Below are 22,700 nucleotides of genomic sequence, written 5' to 3' on the forward strand. Positions count from 1 at the left end.
AAATTATTGCGCCAAAAATCGCTTATGCCAGCTTCTATCGGCTGTTACTTCCCAATTGTACTCAAAATCTTCTTTTGTATTTACCATATTATTAAAAACTATGGTGTTTGAAGTAATTTTTTCTTGTTTAGCATATTTTTGAAATTCGGCCATACTAACAATATTTATATTGCTATTATCTTTAAACGAAATATTTAATTTATTTGTTAAATCAACCGAAAATTCTTGCTCAATATTTTTAATTAAATTTACTGAAGCATCTATTGAACAACCTGAAACATCATTAAAATTTTCATCAACTGCCAAAATTATAAATTGGTTGTATTTTATTTTATATGAACCTTTTAAATCTTCTCCGTGGCGTTGCCAATTAGACACAAAACTTTCTATTTTAATTTTAATTTTGGCTATTTCATTTTCAGAAAACTCACGATTAGATTGGTATATCCAAACTCTTGATGAATTTTCTAATTTTTCAAAACTGACTAACATATTTAAAATTTTTGATTGAATTTATTTTGTAAATCTTCTAAGGTATTTTCTTTTTTATTAAAAAATGTTTTCTCTTTAATTTCAGTTAAAACTTTCTTGGTATATAGTGGAAAATCAGCATTTTGAATCCAAGAAAAATAACCTTTATCTTTTTTTAATATTTCAGCAACTTTCTGACCTTTATATTTTCCAAATGTAAAAATTTCTTCATCTTCATCATTAAACATTATAAAACCTGCAAAATCAGCTCTTTTATTATGTGTTGAATATTCATTTAAAAAATTAATGTCGTTTTCTAAATCATCATATTTTTCTAATTGTGCTTTTAATATTTCATAAGTTGCAAGTGTATCTGCTTCAGCAGAATGCGCATTTTCTAAATCTTTATCACAATAAAATTTATAACCGGCACTTAAAGTTCTTTCTTCTTTTTTATGAAAAATAACCTGAACGTCAACTGCTACCCTATCCTTCATATCAAAATTTACTTTAGCTCTAAGCATTTCTTCTGCTAACAAAGGAATATCAAATCTGTTTGAATTAAAACCTGCTAAATCACAACCTTCAATTAATTTACTCACTTCAGATGCTAATTCATTAAAAGTAGGCTCTGTTACAACTCTTTCATTTGTAATGCCATGAATATCTGAAGCTTCTTTTGGTATTTCCATTTCTGGATTTACCAACCAGGTTTTACTTTCTTTATTTCCATTTGGATATACTTTTAATATTGAAATTTCTACAATTCTATCTTTTGCAATATTAATTCCTGTTGTTTCTAAATCGAAAAAAATGATGGGTTTTGTTAAGTTTAATTCCATAGGTTAATTCTTTTTTTTGAATTGTAAATATACAATTTGTAATTTACGATTTTAGGAATATACTAATTGATTTCTTAAATATTTTAACATAAATTTTAAGAATTAAAAATTTCAAAAAGTTAAGTTTGAAAAATTATTTATTTGAAGTTAATTTTTAATTTCTATTTGTGAATCTGAGTCTTTTGAAGGCTTGCCATACTAAATTTAACTTACAAAAAATTAATTATTCAACTTCAAGTTGTTTCTTATAGTTTTCAATTTCAATTTTATATTTCTCAGGCAATTCAGGTTCCATAAAATTATACTGCTCCAAAGTATTTAAAATAGTTTGTGCAACTATTAAACGTGCGGTTGCTTTATCATCAGCAGGAATTACAAACCATGGTGCATTTTCTGTTGAAGTTTTGTTTAATAAATCTTCATAACAAAACTGGTACTTATCCCAAAGTTTACGTTCTTTTAAATCTCCTGGTGAAAATTTCCAGTTCTTTTCCTTTAATCGTAACCGGCGTAATAACCTGTTTTTTTGCTCTTCTTTAGAAAGATTTAAAAAGAATTTTAAAATAATAGTTCCATTATTAGCAATGTTTTTTTCGAAATTTTTAATTTCTTCCATTCGGTTATTGTAAAAATCAGCATTTAAATCGGCTACACTTTTTACTGAAGGAATATTTTCACCAAAAATATATTCCGGATGTACACGAGTAACCAACACATTTTCATAATGTGTTCTATTAAAAACACCAATTTTTCCTTTTGCTGGTAATGCAATATAATGACGCCACAAATAATCGTGTTTTAATTCTAATTCAGTAGGAACTTTAAAGCTATGCACCTCAACACCTTGAGTATTTACATTTTTAAAAACTTCTTTTATTAAACTGTCTTTCCCAGAAGTATCCATTCCTTGCAAACAAATTAACACTGCATACTTGCCTTCTGCATACATAGTATCTTGCAGTTTGCTAATTTCTTTACGTATCTTTTTCAACTTTTTTCTAGCTTTTTCATCAACCTCTTTTGTTGTAAAATCGCTTAAGTTTATTTGTGCTGTTACTTTGTAGTTGTCCATTTTAAAAATATTTAGCTAAATATATAAAAATTAAGGAAACAAAAAATCCCAAGCTTTCACTTGGGATTTTCATTTGATTTAATTAGTAGTTATTATTTTAAGAATCGATGGATCCTAAAACTCTTTTCATAAAAGTATTTAATGCTTCCTTTTTGGGCATACCTTCCTTTACCATTTTATCAACTTCAATTGCTCCATATAAATTAGAAATAATTTCACCAATTACATCCAACTCTTCATCTTTTAGTGAAGGAACTTCCGTTAAAGCTTCCAAAGTTTCAATGGTTTCAATCACATAATCCTGATCGTTTTCTTCAATAAAATTAGTTAAATGTTTAATTACTGGTAACTTCATCTACTAAATCTTTTAAAATTTCAAATTTATTTGTTTGCACTTGATTTACAAAAGTTCCGCCTTTAAAAGTTGCAAATGTTGGTAAATTATCTACTGTTGCTAATTTTCGAGTATTAGGAAACTTTTCAGCATCTGCAAGTACAAAAACAGCATCTGGATTTTCTGTAGCTAGTTTTTTAAACTTAGGTTTCATAATTCTACAGTTACCACACCAAGTAGCAGCATATTGTACAACTACAGTTTTATTATCGGCTACGATTTGTTCTAAATTATCTTCTGTTAATTCTTGAAACATAATTTTTTTTTTAATGTGAAGCTAAATATTCAGCTGTCCCTTTTCTATCAGCTTTCATTGCATCTTTTCCTTCTTCCCAGTTTGCTGGACAAACTTCTCCTTTTTCTTGTACGTGAGTTAAAGCATCAATAAGACGTAAATACTCGTTAACATTTCTACCTAAAGGCATATTATTAATACTCTCGTGTTGTACTAAACCATCTTCATCAATTAAATATGTAGCTCTATAAGATACATTATCTCCTACCACTTGAACTGTTCCAGTTGCTTCATCATAAGTTTCATCAGTTATATCTAAAATACCTAATATACTTGATAAGTTACGATTGCTATCTGCTAAAATTGGGTAAGTAACACCTTCTATACCACCATTATCTTTTGATGTATTCAACCAAGCAAAGTGTACTTCAGGAGTATCACAAGAAGCTCCAATTACAACGGTATTTCTTTTTTCAAATTCACCTAATGCTGCTTGAAAAGCGTGTAATTCAGTTGGGCAAACAAATGTAAAATCTTTTGGATACCAAAATAATAATACTTTCTTTTTGTTATTTACTGCTTCTTCTAATACATTTACTTTAAATGTATCACCCATTTCATTCATTGCATCTACATTTAAATCTGGAAATTTTTTACCTACTGCTGTTGCCATTTTTTATTTTATTTATTTATTAGTATTCTTTTTAAACACTACAAATATAGTATGTAAATACATTATAAATAAAAAATCCTATGCTAATTATTTATATCAACATAGAATTTATTTATAATTTTACTACTAAGCAATCAATTTTAACTATTTACTAGCAAAAAGCTTTACATCATTTTCAGAAACTTCTTTTTCACCTAAAATTATTAATCTTTCAACTACATTTCTAAGCTCACGAATATTACCTGTCCAATCGTACTCTTGCAGTAATTTAACAGCTTCATCTGAAAAAGATTTTACGGCATTACCCTGTTCTTGTGCTACTTGTTCTGCGAAGAAATTTATTAACAAAGGAATATCTTCTCGCCTATCATTTAAAGCAGGAACTTCAATTAATATAACTGCAAGCCTATGGTATAAATCTTCTCTAAACCTTCCTTCATCAATTTCTTTTTTCAAATTTTTATTAGTAGCTGCTATTACTCTAACATTTACTTTTATGTCTTTATCACTACCTACTCTTGAGATTTTATTTTCTTGTAAAGCTCTTAATACCTTTGCTTGAGCTGAAAGACTCATGTCTCCTATTTCGTCTAAAAAAATAGTTCCACCATTAGCAGCTTCAAATTTACCTGCTCTATCTTTATTTGCACCTGTAAAAGAACCTTTAACATGTCCAAATAATTCACTTTCAATTAATTCTGAAGGTATTGCTGCACAATTAACCTCAACCATTGGTGCTTTTGTCCTATCACTTTTTTCGTGTAACCAATGTGCAACTAGTTCTTTACCGGTTCCGTTTGGTCCCGTAATTAATACACGAGCATCTGTTGGTGCTACTTTTTCAATCATGTTTTTTATATGAGATATAGCATCACTATTACCTATCATCTCATATTTTTTACTTACTTTTTTCTTTAAAAGTTTGTTTTCAACAACCAATTCTTTTCTGTCCAGCGCATTTCTAACAGTATTAAGTAAACGATTTAAATCTGGTGGTTTTGAAATATAATCAAAAGCACCTAAACGCATAGTGTTTACAGCTGTGTCTAAATCTCCGTGCCCAGAAATCATAACCATTGGTATTTCTGGTTTTATTTTTTTTACTTTTTCAAGTACTTCTACACCATCCATTTTTGGCATTTTTATATCACAAAGTACCAAATCAAAATCTGATTTTGTAATCATTTCAACACCAACCAAACCATCTTCTGCTTCTTCAACTTGATAGGTATCGTTTTCTTCTGAAATTATTTTTTTTAATACTCTGCGAATTGCAGCTTCATCTTCAATTATTAATATTTTTGGCATTTTTTTTATTTTTTATTGAATGTACAAGAATTAAGCCAACTTTTAAATTACTGTTTGTTTTGAAATAAATGCACGTCTCTCTGAGGAAATGGAATTGAAATGTTATTTTTTCTAAATAATGCATCAATTTCAAAACGAATATCACTTTTTGGTACACCCGCTTCAAAACTATTATTTAACGTAAAAACCAGTTTAAAATCTAATGAACTTTCTCCAAAATTTATAAATAAAACTGTAGGTTCTGGTACTTTTAAAACCAAGGGATGATCATTTGCAGCTTGTAATAACAATTTTTTTACCAATTGAACATCACTTCCATAAGCAACACCAACCAAAACGTTTTCTCTAGTTTCAGTTCCGTTTTCTGTCCAGTTATACAAACTATTAGTTAAATATAAATGGTTGGGTATAACTAGCACTTTATTGTCTATAGTTACTGCTCTTGTAGTACGCAATTTAATTTCTTCAACCCTACCCACTTTTCCATCCAATTCAATAATATCTCCTACATGAACCGATTGATCAATTAGGATAAAAACACCTGAAATTATATCTTGAAATAATGTTTGTAATGCCAAACCTACACCTACTAATAAGGCCGCAGATGCTGCAAAAATTGCTGTTACATTAACTCCTATATTATGAAATGTAGTTAAAATAATAACAACATAAATAAACCATTTACTATATGAAAATAATGAAACAAATTTTATTTTATCTTCATTTGGCAATTTTCTGGTTATTAATTTTCTAGCTAATTTTAGAATTAAAGATGTAATAAACAATGCCGCAATAACAACTAAAATTGCCTTAATACTAATATGTACATCTTTACTAAAAGTAAAATCGTAATTTAAAAAATCAATAAACTTTTCCATAAAAATAATTTAAAATGAATAGGTTATATTTAATATTTCAACCATTTATAAAGTTCTTTATAGGTTGGCTTCTTCCCGTACATTAAAATACCAACTCTATAAATTTTGGCTGCAAACCAAACTATTGCTATAAAGGTAATAATTAAAAGCAGCATTGATGTTAGTATTTGCCACCAAGGAACTCCAAAAGGAATCCGCATTAACATTACAATTGGAGATGTTAATGGAAACAATGAGAATCCTAATGCAATTGGACCGTGTGGGTTTTCAATAACTGAAAAACCAACATAAATTGCTATTATTAAAGGCATTAAAACTGGCATCATAAATTGTTGCGTATCCGTTTCACTATCAACAGCTGCACCTATTGCAGCATAAATTGAACTGTAAATTAAATAACCTCCAATAAAATAAATAATAAATGAGAAAAACATAGTTAAAATTGGCAGGTTTTTTATCTCTTGTAATGCCAATTGTAACTCACTAGCAGATGACGACTGTACTTGCTGAATCATTTCCGGATTCATTTGCCCCATTGCTGATCCTGAGCTTGCAGCTTCAATACCAAAAATATATGTAATTGCAAATAGTAATAAACCTGCCGAAATCATCCAAATAATAAATTGTAAAACCCCCGCTAAAGCATTTCCTAATATTTTACCTAGCATTAATTGAAATGGTTTTACAGATGAAATTATTATTTCAATTATTCTACTTGTTTTTTCTTCAATTACACTCCGCATTACTGATGTGCCATAAATTATTATAAACATAAAAATAAGATACCCAAATCCTCCGCCTGTTACCATTCGCAAAACACTTCCAATTTTTGAAGATTTTTCTCCAATAAAATTCTCTGTTTCTATTTGAACTGTAGTTTCTGTTGCTTTTATTTTATCAACATCAAAATGAAGTTGTTCAATTTTAAGGTTCCTTATCTTTTTTTCTAATTTATTTTCAATACTACTTAATAAGTTTAAACTTGGCGTATCTTCTGAATAAAAGGCAATTCCTTTAGATAGATTTACTAAACTGTCGCTTTTAGGAATGTATAAAACTCCATAATAATGTCCTTCAGTTTGTTTACGAGCTTCCTCTATTCCTAAAGCAGTAAGATCTATATATTTTGTAGAATTTGAATCTGTAAATACTGATGCTAATAAATTAGATTCATCTACAAATGCAACTGTTCTAACTTCTTCACTATTTTTTTGATTTAAAAATATAATTAACATCATAAGCCCAACCATTAACAGCGGACTTAAAACAGTCATTACTATAAATGACTTGTTTTTAACTTTTGCTAAAAACTCTCTTTTTATTATTAATTTTAATTTATCCATTGTTTGCTACGGCTTTTAAAAATATATCGTTTGCACTTGGAATAATTTCGGTAAAATGATTTAATTGTGCTTTATTGTTTAAAAACCGAATTAAGTCTTTTGAAGTATCTCCATTATTTAATGTAACAATTAGTCTTAATTCATCATCTAATTGCGGATTAACTGATTTTTCAGTTTTATAATGTTCATTTAATTTGTTTAACAATTGTTCTTTTTCAGTTGAAATTAACCCAACTTCAAATTGATTGGTTTTAAATTCCTGCTTTATTTCGCTTAATTTACCATCTAAAATTTTATTAGATTTATTAATAAGTGCAATATAATCGCATAATTCTTCTACCGATTCCATCCTGTGGGTTGAAAATATAATACTGGCACCATCATCACGTAATTTTAAAATTTCGTCTTTAATTAAATTCGCATTTATTGGGTCGAAACCACTAAAAGGCTCATCAAAAATTAATAATTTAGGAGCATGCATTACAGTTACAATAAACTGTACTTTTTGCGCCATACCTTTTGAAAGTTCTTGAATTTTTTTATCCCACCAATCACTAATCTCAAATTTTTCAAACCAATATTTTAATTTCTTTTTTGCATCTGATTTAGACAATCCTTTTAATTGTGCTAAATACAATGCTTGTTCACCAACCTTCATACTTTTATACAATCCTCTTTCTTCAGGCAAATATCCAATTTGATGCACATGCTGTGGCTTAAGCGGTTCTCCATCTAAAAAAATGTTTCCACTATCTTGTAAAGTAATTTGATTTATTATTCTAATTAGCGAGGTTTTTCCAGCTCCATTTGGACCTAATAATCCAAATACACTCCCTTTTGGAACTGAAATTGAAACGTTGTTTAATGCTGTAAAATTACCGTAGTTTTTACATACATTTTCAACCGTTAAAATTGTATTCATTCTTTTGTTTTTGATTCGACAAACGAAAGTAAAATTAATTTAATTGAAATTGGTTAAACTCTTCATAAAATTAATGAAGTTTGTCTATATATTTACGTTGAATGGTTTTCAAAAATTCAATTGTAGCCTTTGGTTTTACAATACGCAACATTTCGGTAATACCACCATTTGTATAAAAAATACCCTTTGCAATATCGTAGTTTTTGTCTGAAATATTGTTTTTTATTTCAAATGTATAAGTTCTAAATTCATCCCAAGTCATTAGTTCCGGTACTTCTACATAATAAACATCATCCTCATCTTTAGATTCATAAATACCAGCCTCCAATTCATTAATATTGAAAAATTTATTAATTCTTATTAAAGCATCTGTATCTTTAAACTTTTCGCTTTTTGCAAATTCAAAACCGGCATCTTGATAATACTGTTGAATTTGTTTTATTTCATGATATCTATTTATTCCTTTAATTCTAATTCCATTTAATTTTCTTGAATTAATAGTTACTTCACACTTAGCTCCAGATAATTTTAAATCATATTTTTCATTAATTCTCCTTGTAGCCCTTAAAATTTTTTCGAAGGAATTAGGTTCTTTGGTTACAAAAATTATTGATGTTGGTTTTTCTACCTCTGTAAATCTTCCATAATAATTTTTATAAGGATTAGGAACATTGATTACAAAAGTTTTTGGAATTTTATTTTCATCAACTGTATCAATATTTTCTTGAATATTTATTTTTCCAATAAGTTCTTTTGTAGCCATAATTTTAGGTTAATGATTCGTTTTTTAAACTTATCCTTTTTTTTTTTAATAACCAAAAAAATTACGGTCAAAACTATTTTTTATTAATTTATTATGCGTGCATAGTATTTTTTTATATATTTGGTAAATGCAAAAAGAACAAACAATAGACCATGCATTAAGAGCCACTTGGCAAGCGGTTGCAAAAATGTATAATGAACAAGCAGTAAAACACGATAGTACAATGGCAATGGCTTTTGTATTACTAAATATAGACTCTAAAAATGGAACACCATCTACAGCTTTAGGCCCACAAATGGGAATGGAACCAACAAGTCTTTCTCGCATTTTAAAAAGCATGGAAGAAAAAGGAGCTATTTATAGAGAAAAAAACCCCGATGATGGAAGAAGTGTACTTATTAAATTAACTGATTTTGGAATTGAAAAAAGGGATATTTCACGCCAACATGTTATTCAATTTAACGAAACAGTTAAAAATCATATTTCAGAAGAAAAAATAAAACATTTTTTTGAAGTTACTGAAACTATAAACAAATTAATTGCTAATAAAACAATTTTTGAATATGAACCTACTAAATAAAAATATATAATAATGAAAAGACCAATAAAAAAAGTAGCAGTAATAGGTTCCGGAATTATGGGATCTGGTATTGCATGTCATTTCGCAAATATTGGTGTAGAAGTTTTATTGCTTGATATTATTCCTCGTGAATTAACAGATATTGAAAAAGCAAAAGGACTTACACTAGAACACAAAGTTGTTAGAAACAGGTTGGTTAATGACAGTTTAAAAGCTTCGCTAAAATCTAAACCATCACCTATTTACAACCAAAAATTTGCTGATAGAATTTCTACTGGAAATTTAGATGACGATTTGCACAAAATTAAAGATGTAGATTGGGTACTAGAAGTTGTTGTTGAAAGATTAGATATTAAACAATCCGTTTTTGAAAAAATTGAGAAATACCGTAAACCAGGTACTTTAATAACTTCAAACACTTCAGGAATTCCCATTAGTTATATGAATAAAGGAAGAAGTGACGATTTTCAAAAACATTTTGCTGTAACTCACTTTTTTAATCCACCACGGTATTTAAAATTATTTGAAGTGGTTCCAGGTCCTAATTGTAAACAAGAAGTTACGGACTTTTTAATGATGTATGGTGAAAAATTCTTAGGAAAAACTTCGGTTTTAGCTAAAGATACTCCTGCTTTTATTGGAAACAGAGTTGGAATTTTTGGTATTATGAGTTTGTTCCACCAAGTAAAAGAACTAGGTTTAACTGTTGAAGAAGTTGACAAATTAACCGGTCCAGTTATTGGTCGTCCAAAATCAGCAACATTTAGAACTGTTGATGTAGTTGGTTTAGATACTTTGGTGCATGTAGCAAATGGTATTTACGAAAATTGTCCTGATGATGAGGCTCATGAATTATTTAAACTGCCTTCTTTCATTGAAAAAATGATGGAAAACAAATGGCTAGGAAGCAAAACAGGACAAGGTTTTTACAAAAAAGTAGTTGAAAATGGAAAAAAATCTATTCAATCTCTAGATTTAAATACTTTAGAATACCGTCCAAATAAAAGAGCCAAATTTACAACTTTGGAAATGACTAAAACTATCGATAAAGTTATTGATCGTTTTAAAATATTAGTGAAAGGAAAAGACAAAGCTGGTGAATTCTACAGAAAGAATTTTGCAGCTATGTTTGGTTACGTTCAAAATAGAATTCCTGAAATTTCCGATGAATTGTATCGTTTAGATGATGCTATGAAAGCTGGTTTTGGATGGGAACACGGACCTTTCCAAATTTGGGATGCTATTGGTGTTGAAAAAGGGATTGAACTAATGCAAGCAGAAAACATTCCTGTTGCTTCTTGGGTAACTGAAATGGTTACAAGTGGAAATAAATCTTTTTATTCTGTAAAAGATGGAGCTAAATATTATTATGCAATTCCATCAAAAAAACAAGAAAAAATTCCTGGACAAGATAGTTTTATCATTCTTGATAATATTAGAGAAGCAAAAACAATTTGGTCTAATGCAGGCGCTTCTATTCAACATTTAGGAGATGGTGTTTTAAATGTAGAATTCCAATCTAAAATGAATACTTTAGGAGGTGAAGTTTTACAAGCCATAAATAAAGGAATTGATTTAGCCGAATCTGAATATGATGCAGTAATTTTAGGAAATCAAGCAGCTAATTTTTCTGTTGGTGCAAATTTAGCAATGGCATTTATGATGGCTGTTGAACAAGAATATGATGAACTAAACTACTCCGTTAAATATTTCCAAGATACAGTAATGCGTTTGCGCTATTCTTCTTGTCCTACTATTATTGCTCCTCACGGTTATACATTTGGTGGAGCCTGTGAAATGAGTATGCATGCTGACAAAGTTGTTGCAGCTGCAGAGACCTATATTGGTTTGGTTGAATTTGGTGTTGGAATTATCCCTGGGGGTGCTGGTTCAAAAGAAATGGCTTTAAGAGCTTCTGAGGGGTTATTAAAAGATGACGTTAAATTAAATAAACTTCGTGATTATTTTATAAACGTTGCTATGGCAAAAGTTGCCACTTCTGCACATGAAGCTTACGACTTAGGATTTCTAAAAGAATATAAAGATATTGTTGTTGTAAATAAAGACCGTCAAATTGCTACAGCTAAACGACATGCAATTCAATTATTAGAAGATGGCTATACACAACCTGTTCCCAAAAAAGCGTTGGTTTATGGTCAGCAAGCATTAGGTATGTTTTTAGTTGGTACTGATAGTTTAGAAAAAGGACACTACGCTTCTGAACACGATAAAAAAATAGCCAATAAATTAGGTTATGTTATGGCAGGTGGAGATTTATCTGAACCAACTTATGTTTCAGAAGATTACTTACTAAATCTTGAACGTGAAGCGTTTATGAGTTTAATGACCGAACGTAAAACTTTAGAGCGTATTGAGCATATGTTAAAAACAGGAAAACCATTACGTAATTAGAGTTTGAAAGTTAAAAGTTTAAAAGTCGAAAGTTTTTTGATTTTTGTAACTGACAACTAAAAACCAACAACTAAAAACTAAAATACATGAAAACAGCATATATAGTACAAGGATATAGAACAGCGGTTGGAAAAGCTCCAAGAGGTGTTTTTAGGTTTAAAAGACCTGATGAGTTAGCCGCTGAAACAATAGAACATTTATTAAAAGATGTTCCTCAATTAGATAAACATAGAATTGATGATGTAATTGTTGGAAACGCCATGCCTGAAGCTGAACAAGGTTTAAACATGGGAAGATTAATTTCGTTAATGGGATTAAAAATTGAGGATGTTCCCGGTATGACAGTGAACCGTTATTGTGCATCAGGACTAGAAACAGTTAGTATTGCAGTAGCTAAAATTCAATCAGGAATGGCTGATTGCATTATTGCAGGTGGTGTGGAAAGTATGAGTTATATTCCTATGGGAGGTTACCGTCCAGTTCCAAATTATAAATCTGCAAAAGAAGGCCATGAAGATTATTATTGGGGAATGGGATTAACTGCTGAAGCGGTTGCAAAACAATTTAAAGTTTCTCGTGAAGATCAAGATGAATTTTCTTTTAAATCGCATATGAAAGCTTTAAATGCGCAAGCCGAAGGAAAGTTTAATGATGACATTGTTCCAATTACCGTTGAAAATATTTTTTTAGATGAAAACGGTAAAAAACAAACTAAAAATTATACAGTTTCTTCTGATGAAGGACCAAGAAAAGGAACTTCAATTGAAGCTTTGGCTAAATTACGACCTGTTTTTGCAGCTGATGGAAGTGTAACAGCTGGCAATTCATCTCAAATGAGTGATGGAGCTTCATTTTTATTAGTAATGAGTGAAGAAATGGTAAAAGAATTAAATATTGAACCAATTGCTCGTATGGTTTCTTTTGCTGCCGTTGGCGTTGAGCCTAGAATTATGGGAATTGGTCCTGTAAAAGCGATTCCGAAGGCATTAAAACAAGCAAATCTTACTTTAAACGATATTGATTTAATTGAATTAAATGAGGCATTCGCCTCTCAATCATTAGCTGTGATGCGTGAATTAAATATCAATCAAGATATTGTAAATGTTAATGGTGGTGCTATTGCATTAGGTCATCCGCTTGGTTGTACCGGAGCAAAACTTTCGGTACAATTATTTAACGAAATGCGCAGACGAAAAAACAAATATGGTATTGTTACCATGTGTGTTGGTACAGGACAAGGTGCCGCAGGAGTTTACGAGTTATTAAAATAAAATTAAAATCTAAAAAATAAAAATGGTAACAATAAAAGGAGGAGAATTCCTAGTAAAAGAAATTAAATCTGAAGATATTTTTGTTTCAGAAGAATTTAATGAAGAACAAAAAATGATGAAAGATGCGGTTATAGAATTTATAGACCGTGAAGTTTGGCCAAATAAAGAACGTTTCGAAAATAAAGATTATGCTTTAACTGAAGAAGTTATGCGTAAAGCAGGAGAAATGGGATTTTTAGGCGTTTCAATTCCTGAACAATATGGAGGAATTGGAATGGGATTTGTTTCAACCATGTTAGTTACTGATTATATTTCATCGGCAACGGGTTCTGTTGGAACTGCATTTGGTGCACATACTGGAATTGGAACAATGCCAATATTTTTATATGGAACTGAAGAACAAAAGCAAAAATATTTACCTTTTTTAACATCTGGTGAAAAATTTGGTGCTTATTGTTTAACAGAACCTGGAGCTGGTAGTGATGCTAATTCCGGTAAAACAACTGCGGAATTAACTTCTGATGGAAAACATTATAAAATTAACGGACAAAAAATGTGGATTTCAAACGCAGGTTTTGCCGAAATTTTTATCGTTTTTGCTCGTATTGAAGATGATAAAAATATTACCGCATTTATAATGGAATTTGATAAAAATAATCCAAATGGGGTTACTTTAGGTGAAGAAGAACATAAATTAGGTATTACTTCTTCATCAACGCGACAAGTGTTTTTTAGTGATACTTTAATTCCTGTTGAAAATATGCTTTCTGAAAGAGGGAAAGGTTTTAAAATTGCCTTAAATTCTCTAAATGTTGGTCGTATTAAATTAGGTGCGGCTTGTTTAGACGCAAGCAGAAGAATTATTACTGAATCTGTAACTTATGGAAATGAACGTAAACAATTTAAAACCGCCATTTCTAATTTTGGAGCAATTCAAAAAAAATACGCTGAAATGAGTGCTAAAACATTCACTTTAGATGCTGCTTGTTATAGAGCTGCAAAAGACATTCAAAATATGATTGATGCAGGTTTAGAAGCAGGAAAATCGCATCAAGATGCTGAATTAGATGCTTTTCAAGAATATGCAATAGAATGCGCCATAATTAAAGTCTTTGGTTCTGAAGTTTCTCAATTTGTTTCGGATGAAGGTATCCAAATTTTTGGAGGTATGGGATTTTCAAAAGACACACCAATGGAAAGTGCCTGGAGAGACGCAAGAATTACCAGAATCTATGAAGGTACAAATGAAATAAACAGACTTTTAACTGTTGGAATGTTGCTTAAAAAAGCAATGAAAGCTGAAATTGACTTATTAACTCCTGCAATGGAAGTTGGAAATAGTTTAATGGGAATTCCATCTTTTGATACTCCAGATTTTTCAGAATTATTATCAGAGGAAAAAGCTATGGTTGCTAAATTGAAAAAAGCATTTTTAATGATTTCTGGAAAAGCAGTCCAAACTTATGGTATGGAATTAGAAAGCCATCAACAATTAATTTTAGCTGCTGCTGAAGTTATGATTGAAATTTACATGGCTGAATCGGCTATTTTAAAAGCTGAAAAAGTTGCAAAATTAACTTCAGAAACAGATGCTGAATGTCAAATTGCGATGGCACAATTAAACTTGTTTAATGCTGTTGAAAAATCGGCAACAATGGGAAAAGAAGCCATTATCTACTTTTCAGAAGGTGATGAACAACGTATGATGCTTATGGGATTAAAACGATTTACAAAGTATGTAAACAATCCAAACCCAATAGCTTTAAGAAAAATAATTGCAGAAAAAGTAATTGCTGAAAACAAATATTGCTTTTAAAACACTTTAAAAATTTAATATTCAATCAATTTAATTACAATTGGAAAGCTGCAACAAAATAGTTGCAGCTTTTTTTTATTTTTTCAATTTTTGGAACTATTTTTTGTAACTTTATAACAGCGTTGAGTTAACTCTTTCGCCCCCAATTGTTAAATCATTAAATTCTTCAATTATGAAAAAAAACATTGGAATCTGGATAGATACAAAACAAGCCATAATTATTAAATTGTCACAAAACAACCATCATTCAATTAAAAAAATTGAATCAAATATTGAAACTCGAGAACGGGTTGAAGGTGAAACAAAAAAATATGGAAGATTTGGAGGGCAATATACAACCTATGAAAAAAATAGGTTAAACAAAAAAAATGAACAAATTAATCATTTTTTAAAAGAGCTTCTTAAAGAAATTGAAAATTGTGATGCTGTTGTAATTTTTGGCCCTTCAAAAATGAAAAAGTTATTTGCAAAAGAAATTAGAAATAATATGCAATTTTCTAAAAAACTATTAGGTGTTCATAATTCCGAATTAATTACTGAAAATCAAATGGTTGCTTGGGTTAATGAATATTACAACAGTTAATTTGGGTTTATACTAGCAGCCTCTTTTTGTAAACTATAATTTGGCATAATATTGGAATATATTAATTTAATAGTATATTTATAAATAACATTATTAAATTAATAATATGAAATTAAGAATCTCTTTAATAGTACTTTTTGCTTTTATAAGTGGAATTATAACTGCTCAGAAAGCAAATTTAGACGAATTAAAAACCTTAACTGGTATTTTAAAAATTCAACCCATTTTACACGGAAGTTTAGTATTAACACATAATAATAAAACTATCTATGTTGATCCGTATGGAGGAGGAAAATTATATGAAGACCAAAAACCTCCTGATATAATTCTTATAACTGATATTCATGGCGATCATTTAAACCAGGAAACATTAGATGCTATTGATACTTCAAAAAGTATTTTTATTGTTCCACAAGCAGCTGCAGATAATTTACCAGAGAAATACAATTCGCAATTGGTAATTTTAAATAACGGACAAGGAGTTCACAGAATGGATTATTTTATACAAGCAATTCCTATGTATAATTTACCTGAAGAAGAAAATGCTAAACACCCTAAAGGAAGAGGTAACGGCTATATTTTAAATATTGATGACAAACGAATTTATATTTCTGGCGATACTGAAGATATTACAGAAATGAGAATGCTTAGAAATATTGATGTTGCTTTTTTATGTATGAATTTACCATATACAATGGACATACACCAAGCTGCAAGTGCCGTATTAGACTTTAAACCTAAAATTGTTTATCCATATCATTACAGAGGAACTGAGGGTTTAAGTGATATTACTGAATTTAAAAAACTTGTAAATACTGAAAATCCAAACATTGGAGTTAGATTAAGAAATTGGTACCAAACGAGCAATTAGTTTGTGTAAATTTAGCACCTAAATTTGTTAAATCCTTTTATTAAAATTACTTAAAAAGTGGTGGTTTTTTTATTACTTTAGTTATTAATTTTATTTGTAATAAAAAATATTCTATGCACACTTCAATTAAATTTATTTGTATTCTAATTATTCTATTCACTTTTAACAGCTGCTCTAATAAAAATCAAGTTTTAGATGCTGAAAACTCAATTAATTCAAAAGATTTAGAAAAACACATTATTGCATTATCTTCCGATGAATTTCAAGGTAGAAAACCTTTTACAATTGGCGAAGAAAAAGCAACACAATATTTAGCAAATGCATTTAAAGAAATGGGAATAGTAGGTGCTTTTGATGGCAACTATTTTCAAAATGTACCCGCAGTAGAACTACAATATTCACCGGATAAAAATATTACCATAAATACTATAAATGGTGATTTAAATTTAGAACTTACTAAAGATTTTATTGCTAAAACTCCACATATAAAAGATTCAGTTGCAATAAAAAATGCTGAAATTGTTTTTGCAGGTTATGGAATTGTAGCTCCAGAATATGGTTGGGATGATTATAAAAATATTGATGCAAAAGATAAGATTGTCTTAGTTTTAGTAAATGATCCAGGTTTTGCAACTCAAAATAATGACTTATTTAGAGGAAATGCAATGACTTATTATGGCAGATGGGCCTATAAATATGAAGAAGCTGCCAGACAAGGTGCAAAAGGAATTCTTGTAATTCATTCTACAAAACCAGCAGGCTACGGCTGGCAAGTACTAACAAATACATCTGGTTTTGGTATATCTATACAAGCTGAAAATGGAAATGAAAATAAATGTGCGTTGGAAGGATGGATTACCGATGAAGCTGCAAAAAAATTATTCGAAAAATCTGAATTAAATTTTGAGGAACTAACAAAACAAGCTGAAACTCCCGATTTTAAAGCAGTAAGCTTAAATTGTGACTTAAATTTAACCATCAAAACACAATTAAAATTTCAAAACAGTAAAAATGTTGCAGGAATTATAAAAGGAACAAAACATCCAGAAGAATGCGTTGTTTATAGTGCACATTGGGATCATTTTGGAATAGGCCCTGTTCATAATGGGGATTCCATTTATAATGGAGCAATGGACAATGGGACGGCATTGGCAGCTTTTTTAGAAACTGCAAAAGCTTTTTCAAAATTGGAACAAAAACCAGAACGATCAGTTGTGTTTATTTCTGTTACAGCTGAAGAAACTGGTTTAATAGGTTCAAAATTTTACGCTAAAAATGGGCTTTTTCCACCTGAAAAAACAATTGCAAACTTAAATTACGAATTGTTATTACCTATGGGAAAAATGAAGGATGTTACAATTACAGGTTTTGGACAATCGGAATTAGATATGTATGTTGAACAAGCAGCAAAAGAACAAGATCGCTATATAATTGAAGAACCTTTTCCTGAAAATGGTATGTATTTTAGATCAGATCATTTTAGTTTTGCTCAGGTTGGTATTCCTTCTTTGTTTATAAAAGGATGGCAAGATAGCAGAGCACATGGTAAAGAATGGGCAAAAGAACAAATTAATAATTATTGGAGAAATGCGTACCATAAACCAGCTGATGAATATGATCCAACTAAGGCGGATTTATCTGGAATTGTTGAGGACTCCAAACTATTTTTTAAAATTGGATATAAGTTAGCTAATGAAACAAGCTATCCAAACTGGAATGAAAAATCAGAATTTAGAGCAATAAGAGAAAAATCTATGCAACATTAATTTTATTTAAAATCGTTTTTCCAATTGCACATTGTAAACATAATTTTTTATTGCAATATTCATTTTTTAATTGAAGTAAAGCCTGAGTTTTAAATGCATTTGAGCTTTTTAGTTTTAGTTCTTCAAACTTTGAGATTATAGTATTTTTTTCAGGTTTAATTTGTTCTATTATTGCAAAAATTGAGCTAAAATCATCACTTCCTAAACTTTTTAAATGCACAAATTTTAAAGGTAATATTGTATTTATCAATAATAAATCAATAAAAGGTTTTGTTAGTTTTTTTGTACTCTCCTTAGATGCCGTTTCAAAAGTATAGTGTGCTTCCCAAAATGGGAACGTTTTAACTTCAAACAAACTGTAAAAACCTTCAAGTGTATTTGTTTCAATAATTTTAGAAAATATATTTTGATATCTATTATATAAAAATGCCAATTGAGACAATCTAATTGTAGGAAAATTATTTGGTCGTAATCTAAAAAACTGAACTTGTCCTTTTGAAATGGGTTTTAAATTAAACTTAATTTTTAAATACTCATATTCACTTTTTAAATTATTGAAATAAACTGATTCATACTTTGAAGAAAGTAATCCTGCTTGCCCAAAAAACAAAGCCTCTAACTGAGATGCATTAGTTGAAACCTTTCTAACAATTGAAAAATCGAAGGAGCTTGCAAAATTCATAAAAGCCTCTGAATTAACTTTTAAACCAAAACCTTTTGCTAACAAAATAAATAAAGTTTGTTCCCAATTATTTACTGTATTCAATAAAATTTGTTTAACAAATTGAGATTTTTGCTCTAATCTTTCAAAATATAGTCTTTCCAGCCAATTTTCAATAATAAAAGAATCAATACGTTTTATATCATTTTCACAATTTATCCATTTTTTATCTTCACTAAAAAGTTGATTATAATTATCTAATAATTCATTTGAAATATAATTTTTCAATGCTAATGTTACAATTTTATCATTATTCTTTCTAAATATTTCAACATCGTGTTCCCAAACAACATGAAGAATTACAGAATCGTAATTTTCATCAATTTCGTGATTGTGGTTATACCAATCAGATGATTTAACATGAATTTCAACATTGCCTGCCCAAACTTGTTTGTTTATCTCAATTTTAGCATTAAAAAAGTCAGGACCAGTATTTAAATTATGAGTTCCGTTAGAAATAATATTAATACTTTCTCCAAAAGTAGAAACAAGATTTTTTGATGAAAACAATTTTAGTTTCCATATAAAGTGAAGTAAATTTTCTTTCATAGCAACAATAAAACTTTATAAAAGTAAAAATTAACTTTTACTTATAAAAATAGGATGCCAATGTTACTTAATTTTAAAGTTATTTAAAGTAAATTTGTAATACAAAATTTATTAAAAATGAACATAATTAATAGTTTAGCGTGGAGATATGCAACAAAGAAGTTCGATCCAGCTAAAAAACTATCAAATCAGCAAATAGATACATTAAAACAAGCTTTTAATTTAACAGCAACTTCTTTTGGGCTTCAGCCAGTAAAAATGATTGTAATTAATAACAAAGAATTACAAGAAAAATTTATTGAACATTCCTATTATCAACGTCAGGTTGCAGATGCTTCTCATTTACTTGTTTTATGTATTGAAAAAGATACAACAACTGAAGATATCAATAATTATTTTGATTTAGAAAAAAAAGTGAGAGGTGTTGATGAAGCTACTATTTCTTCATTTCGAAATCAATTAATTGAGATGTACAAAAACAAATCTATTGAAGAAAGACAGCTTTCAGCTATTTATCAAGCTTATATAATTTTAGGAAATTTAATGACTGTTTGTGCAGTTGAAAAAATTGATGCTTGCCCGTTGGAAGGCTTTATCCCTGAAAAAATTGATACCCTTTTAAATTTAGAAAAACAAAATTTAAAGTCTGTTTTACTGCTTCCGGTTGGATATAGAGCTGAAGATGACATTATGAGCAAAATGAAAAAAGTTAGAAAACCCTTAAATGAAACAATAATAGAAATAACAAATTAATACCAAAATAAATACTAATTATGAGTAATGATATTAGAACACTTGAACCCAAAGCACTTTGGAATAATTTTGCAGATTTAAATGCGGTCCCAAGAGGCTCCAAAAAAGAAGAGCGCGTGATACAATTTATGGTTGATTTTGGGAAAAAGTTAAACCTTGAAACCATTGTTGATCCTGTTGGAAACGTAATTATAAAAAAACCTGCTTCAAAAGGTATGGAGAATCGTAAAACTGTTGTAATGCAATCGCATTTAGACATGGTTCACCAAAAAAATTCAGATACAATTTTTGATTTTGATACTGAAGGTATAAAAATGAAAATTGTAGGTGATTGGGTGAAAGCTGAAGGCACCACACTAGGTGCAGATAATGGTTTAGGAGTTGCAGCAATTATGAGTGTTTTAGCATCTAAAGATATTAAACATCCGGCTATTGAAGCTTTATTTACAATTGATGAAGAAACTGGAATGACTGGTGCAATGGGATTACAAGCTGGTTATTTAAATGGAGAAATACTTTTAAATTTAGATACCGAAGAAGATGACGAAATTGATATAGGTTGTGCAGGCGGAATAGATATTACAGCCGAAAATGCTTATAATGAAGTACATACTCCGTCAAATAGTTATGGATACTCAATTGCTGTTACCGGATTAAATGGAGGGCATTCAGGAATGGATATTCATAAAGGTTTGGGAAATGCAAATAAAATTATGAATCGTATTTTATACGAAGTACAAGATGCAATTAGAATCTCTGAAATAAATGGAGGAAGTTTACGAAATGCAATTCCAAGAGAAAGTTTTGCAATAATTTCTGTATATAATTCACAAAAAGATATTTTTACAAAAACTATTAAAAAAATTATTAAAGAAATAAAAACAGAATTTAAAACAGTTGACCCTAATTTAGAGATTGAGTTTAAAGAAATTGAAGCTCCTAAAAAAGTAATGACATCTATTAGTCAAACTACATTACTTAAAACTTTATATGCAGCTCACAATGGTGTTTATAGAATGAGCCATGACATGGCTGATTTAGTTGAAACATCTAATAATGTTGCAAAAGTTATTGTTAAAGATGAACTAATTAAAATTCTTTGCCTAACAAGATCTTCTGTAGAGTCTTCAAAAAAAGATTTAGCAAACGCCTTAAAATCAACCTTTGAAATGGCGGGTTATAATGTTTCATTATCAGGTTCTTACCCAGGATGGAAACCTGATGTAGCATCACCAATTTTAAAGGTGTTAACAGAAAATTACGAAAAACTTTTTAATGAAAAAGCAAGTGTAGTTGCCTGTCATGCTGGGTTAGAATGTGGTATTTTAGGTACTAATTATCCTGAAATGGATATGATTTCATTTGGTCCAACAATACAAGGTGCTCATTCACCAGACGAACGAGCAAATATAAAATCTTCACAAAAATTTTGGAAGTTTTTATTAACAATTTTAGAAAATATTCCTCTAAAAAAATAACACTTCAAAAAATGATTTTATTTACCCTAAATAATTCATAATTAATATATTGAGCGTAGTTTAAGTTTATTTTACTTCAAGAACCTAACTTCTAAACTGCGCTCAAAATTAACAACTTAAAATATTTTAAAAAATCATATAGTTTTTAAGTCTTTGTTAACAATATTCCCTTTTAAAAACCATAAATAATTGTATTTTTACAACTTATAAATAATTGGATATTCTTTTTATGGGAAAAATTATTGCAATCGCCAATCAAAAAGGTGGAGTTGGTAAAACTACTACTACTGTAAATTTAGCTGCTGCTTTGGGTGTATTAGAAAAAAAAGTATTGCTAATAGATGCCGACCCACAGGCAAATGCTTCATCAGGACTTGGTATTGTTGTTGAAGAAGTTGAAATTGGAACTTATCAATTATTAGAACACGCAGCTTCAGCCAAAGAAGCTATTGTTGCAACAAATTCTCCAAATGTTGATATAATTCCTGCACATATTGATTTAGTTGCAATAGAAATTGAATTGGTTGATAAAGACAACCGTGAATATATGTTAAAAGAAGTTTTAAATGACATAAAAAATGAGTATGATTATATTCTTATAGATTGTGCACCATCATTAGGCTTAATTACTTTAAATGCATTAGTGGCAGCTGATTCAGTTATAATTCCAATTCAATGTGAATATTTTGCTTTAGAAGGATTAGGAAAATTACTAAATACTGTAAAAAGTATTCAAAAATTACACAATCCTAATTTAGATATTGAAGGCTTATTATTAACTATGTACGACTCTCGTTTAAGATTATCCAATCAAGTAGTTGAAGAAGTTAAAAAACATTTTCAAGACATGGTTTTTAAAACTATAATTCAAAGAAATGTAAGATTAAGCGAAGCCCCTAGCTATGGCGAAAGCATTATTGCTTATGATGCAACAAGTAGAGGTGCTGTAAATTATATTAACTTAGCCAACGAAATAATAAAACTACAAGTTAAATAAGT

At 29.3% G+C, this 22,700-nt stretch carries 22 protein-coding genes; 10 read left to right on the forward strand and 12 right to left on the reverse strand.

Features of this window, described 5'->3' with window-relative positions; all coding sequences use genetic code 11:
- Nucleotides 1-3: 3 nt before the first annotated feature.
- The 11 genes from BX611_RS08695 to BX611_RS08745 all read right to left on the reverse strand — a co-directional run bounded on the left by BX611_RS08695 (nt 4) and on the right by BX611_RS08745 (nt 8,901).
- Nucleotides 4-492: an ABC transporter ATPase gene (locus BX611_RS08695; protein WP_115880202.1), complete on the reverse strand. Its 489-nt coding sequence runs from the start codon at nt 490-492 to the stop codon at nt 4-6.
- 2 nt (nt 493-494) lie between these two features.
- Nucleotides 495-1,313: a 3'-5' exonuclease gene (locus tag BX611_RS08700; RefSeq protein ID WP_115880205.1), complete on the reverse strand. Its 819-nt coding sequence runs from the start codon at nt 1,311-1,313 to the stop codon at nt 495-497.
- A 223-nt stretch (nt 1,314-1,536) separates the two neighbouring features.
- Nucleotides 1,537-2,385 carry a PPK2 family polyphosphate kinase gene (locus BX611_RS08705; RefSeq protein WP_115880207.1) on the reverse strand — a complete coding sequence of 283 codons (849 nt, stop codon included), beginning with the start codon at nt 2,383-2,385 and terminating at the stop codon, nt 1,537-1,539.
- A 97-nt stretch (nt 2,386-2,482) separates the two neighbouring features.
- A complete protein-coding gene (locus tag BX611_RS08710) occupies nt 2,483-2,740 on the reverse strand; it encodes a DUF6952 family protein (RefSeq protein WP_115880209.1) in 258 nt (85 codons plus the stop codon).
- A complete protein-coding gene (locus BX611_RS08715) occupies nt 2,721-3,035 on the reverse strand; it encodes a thioredoxin family protein (RefSeq protein ID WP_115880211.1) in 315 nt (104 codons plus the stop codon). Before BX611_RS08715 ends, BX611_RS08710 begins: the two co-directional genes overlap by 20 nt.
- A gap of 10 nt (nt 3,036-3,045) precedes the next feature.
- Entirely contained in the window at nt 3,046-3,687 is a 642-nt protein-coding gene (locus BX611_RS08720) for a peroxiredoxin (RefSeq protein ID WP_115880213.1), read from the reverse strand.
- A 144-nt stretch (nt 3,688-3,831) separates the two neighbouring features.
- Nucleotides 3,832-4,995: a sigma-54-dependent transcriptional regulator gene (locus BX611_RS08725; protein ID WP_115880215.1), complete on the reverse strand. Its 1,164-nt coding sequence runs from the start codon at nt 4,993-4,995 to the stop codon at nt 3,832-3,834.
- A gap of 47 nt (nt 4,996-5,042) precedes the next feature.
- Nucleotides 5,043-5,873 carry a mechanosensitive ion channel family protein gene (locus BX611_RS08730; protein WP_115880217.1) on the reverse strand — a complete coding sequence of 277 codons (831 nt, stop codon included), beginning with the start codon at nt 5,871-5,873 and terminating at the stop codon, nt 5,043-5,045.
- Between the two features lie 29 nt (nt 5,874-5,902).
- Nucleotides 5,903-7,216: an ABC transporter permease gene (locus tag BX611_RS08735; RefSeq protein ID WP_115880219.1), complete on the reverse strand. Its 1,314-nt coding sequence runs from the start codon at nt 7,214-7,216 to the stop codon at nt 5,903-5,905.
- A complete protein-coding gene (locus tag BX611_RS08740) occupies nt 7,209-8,138 on the reverse strand; it encodes an ABC transporter ATP-binding protein (RefSeq protein ID WP_115880221.1) in 930 nt (309 codons plus the stop codon). Before BX611_RS08740 ends, BX611_RS08735 begins: the two co-directional genes overlap by 8 nt.
- Nucleotides 8,139-8,208: 70 nt before the next feature.
- On the reverse strand, nt 8,209-8,901 hold the full coding sequence (locus BX611_RS08745; RefSeq protein ID WP_115880223.1) for a hypothetical protein: 693 nt from the start codon (nt 8,899-8,901) through the stop codon (nt 8,209-8,211).
- Between the two features lie 127 nt (nt 8,902-9,028).
- On the opposite strand from BX611_RS08745, the gene BX611_RS08750 reads away from it, so the two are divergent.
- From BX611_RS08750 to BX611_RS08780, 7 genes are all read left to right on the forward strand, one after another.
- Nucleotides 9,029-9,481, forward strand: a complete 453-nt coding sequence (locus tag BX611_RS08750; protein WP_115880225.1) for a MarR family winged helix-turn-helix transcriptional regulator — start codon at nt 9,029-9,031, stop codon at nt 9,479-9,481.
- 12 nt (nt 9,482-9,493) lie between these two features.
- Nucleotides 9,494-11,893 (forward strand): 3-hydroxyacyl-CoA dehydrogenase/enoyl-CoA hydratase family protein, encoded by a 2,400-nt coding sequence (locus tag BX611_RS08755; RefSeq protein WP_115880227.1) that lies wholly within the window; start codon nt 9,494-9,496, stop codon nt 11,891-11,893.
- Between the two features lie 86 nt (nt 11,894-11,979).
- Entirely contained in the window at nt 11,980-13,164 is a 1,185-nt protein-coding gene (locus BX611_RS08760; RefSeq protein ID WP_115880229.1) for an acetyl-CoA C-acyltransferase, read from the forward strand.
- Nucleotides 13,165-13,186: 22 nt separating this feature from the next.
- Nucleotides 13,187-14,980 (forward strand): acyl-CoA dehydrogenase family protein, encoded by a 1,794-nt coding sequence (locus BX611_RS08765; protein WP_115880231.1) that lies wholly within the window; start codon nt 13,187-13,189, stop codon nt 14,978-14,980.
- Nucleotides 14,981-15,152: 172 nt separating this feature from the next.
- A complete protein-coding gene (locus BX611_RS08770) occupies nt 15,153-15,563 on the forward strand; it encodes a hypothetical protein (protein WP_115880233.1) in 411 nt (136 codons plus the stop codon).
- Between the two features lie 106 nt (nt 15,564-15,669).
- The gene (locus BX611_RS08775; protein ID WP_115880235.1) at nt 15,670-16,434 is read left to right on the forward strand and encodes an MBL fold metallo-hydrolase; all 765 of its coding nucleotides are present in this window, start codon (nt 15,670-15,672) and stop codon (nt 16,432-16,434) included.
- Nucleotides 16,435-16,547: 113 nt separating this feature from the next.
- Nucleotides 16,548-18,200, forward strand: coding sequence for a M28 family metallopeptidase (locus BX611_RS08780; protein ID WP_115880237.1), 1,653 nt, complete (start codon nt 16,548-16,550; stop codon nt 18,198-18,200).
- On the opposite strand, the gene BX611_RS08785 is transcribed toward BX611_RS08780, so the two are convergent.
- Complete coding sequence (locus BX611_RS08785; RefSeq protein WP_115880239.1) at nt 18,187-19,470, reverse strand: DUF2851 family protein; 1,284 nt, start codon at nt 19,468-19,470, stop codon at nt 18,187-18,189. The two genes, BX611_RS08780 and BX611_RS08785, sit on opposite strands and share 14 nt — an antisense overlap.
- A 117-nt stretch (nt 19,471-19,587) precedes the next feature.
- Here BX611_RS08785 and BX611_RS08790 point away from each other — a divergent pair, with 117 nt between their 5' ends.
- From BX611_RS08790 to BX611_RS08800, 3 genes are all read left to right on the forward strand, one after another.
- The gene (locus BX611_RS08790; protein ID WP_115880241.1) at nt 19,588-20,223 is read left to right on the forward strand and encodes an NAD(P)H-dependent oxidoreductase; all 636 of its coding nucleotides are present in this window, start codon (nt 19,588-19,590) and stop codon (nt 20,221-20,223) included.
- A 20-nt stretch (nt 20,224-20,243) separates the two neighbouring features.
- The gene (locus BX611_RS08795) at nt 20,244-21,701 is read left to right on the forward strand and encodes an aminoacyl-histidine dipeptidase (protein WP_115880243.1); all 1,458 of its coding nucleotides are present in this window, start codon (nt 20,244-20,246) and stop codon (nt 21,699-21,701) included.
- Between the two features lie 229 nt (nt 21,702-21,930).
- Nucleotides 21,931-22,698, forward strand: a complete 768-nt coding sequence (locus BX611_RS08800) for a ParA family protein (protein ID WP_115880245.1) — start codon at nt 21,931-21,933, stop codon at nt 22,696-22,698.
- Nucleotides 22,699-22,700: the final 2 nt, after the last annotated feature.

Origin of the sequence: Lutibacter oceani (assembly GCF_003384935.1) — a bacterium.
Classification (GTDB): Bacteria; Bacteroidota; Bacteroidia; order Flavobacteriales; family Flavobacteriaceae; genus Lutibacter; species Lutibacter oceani.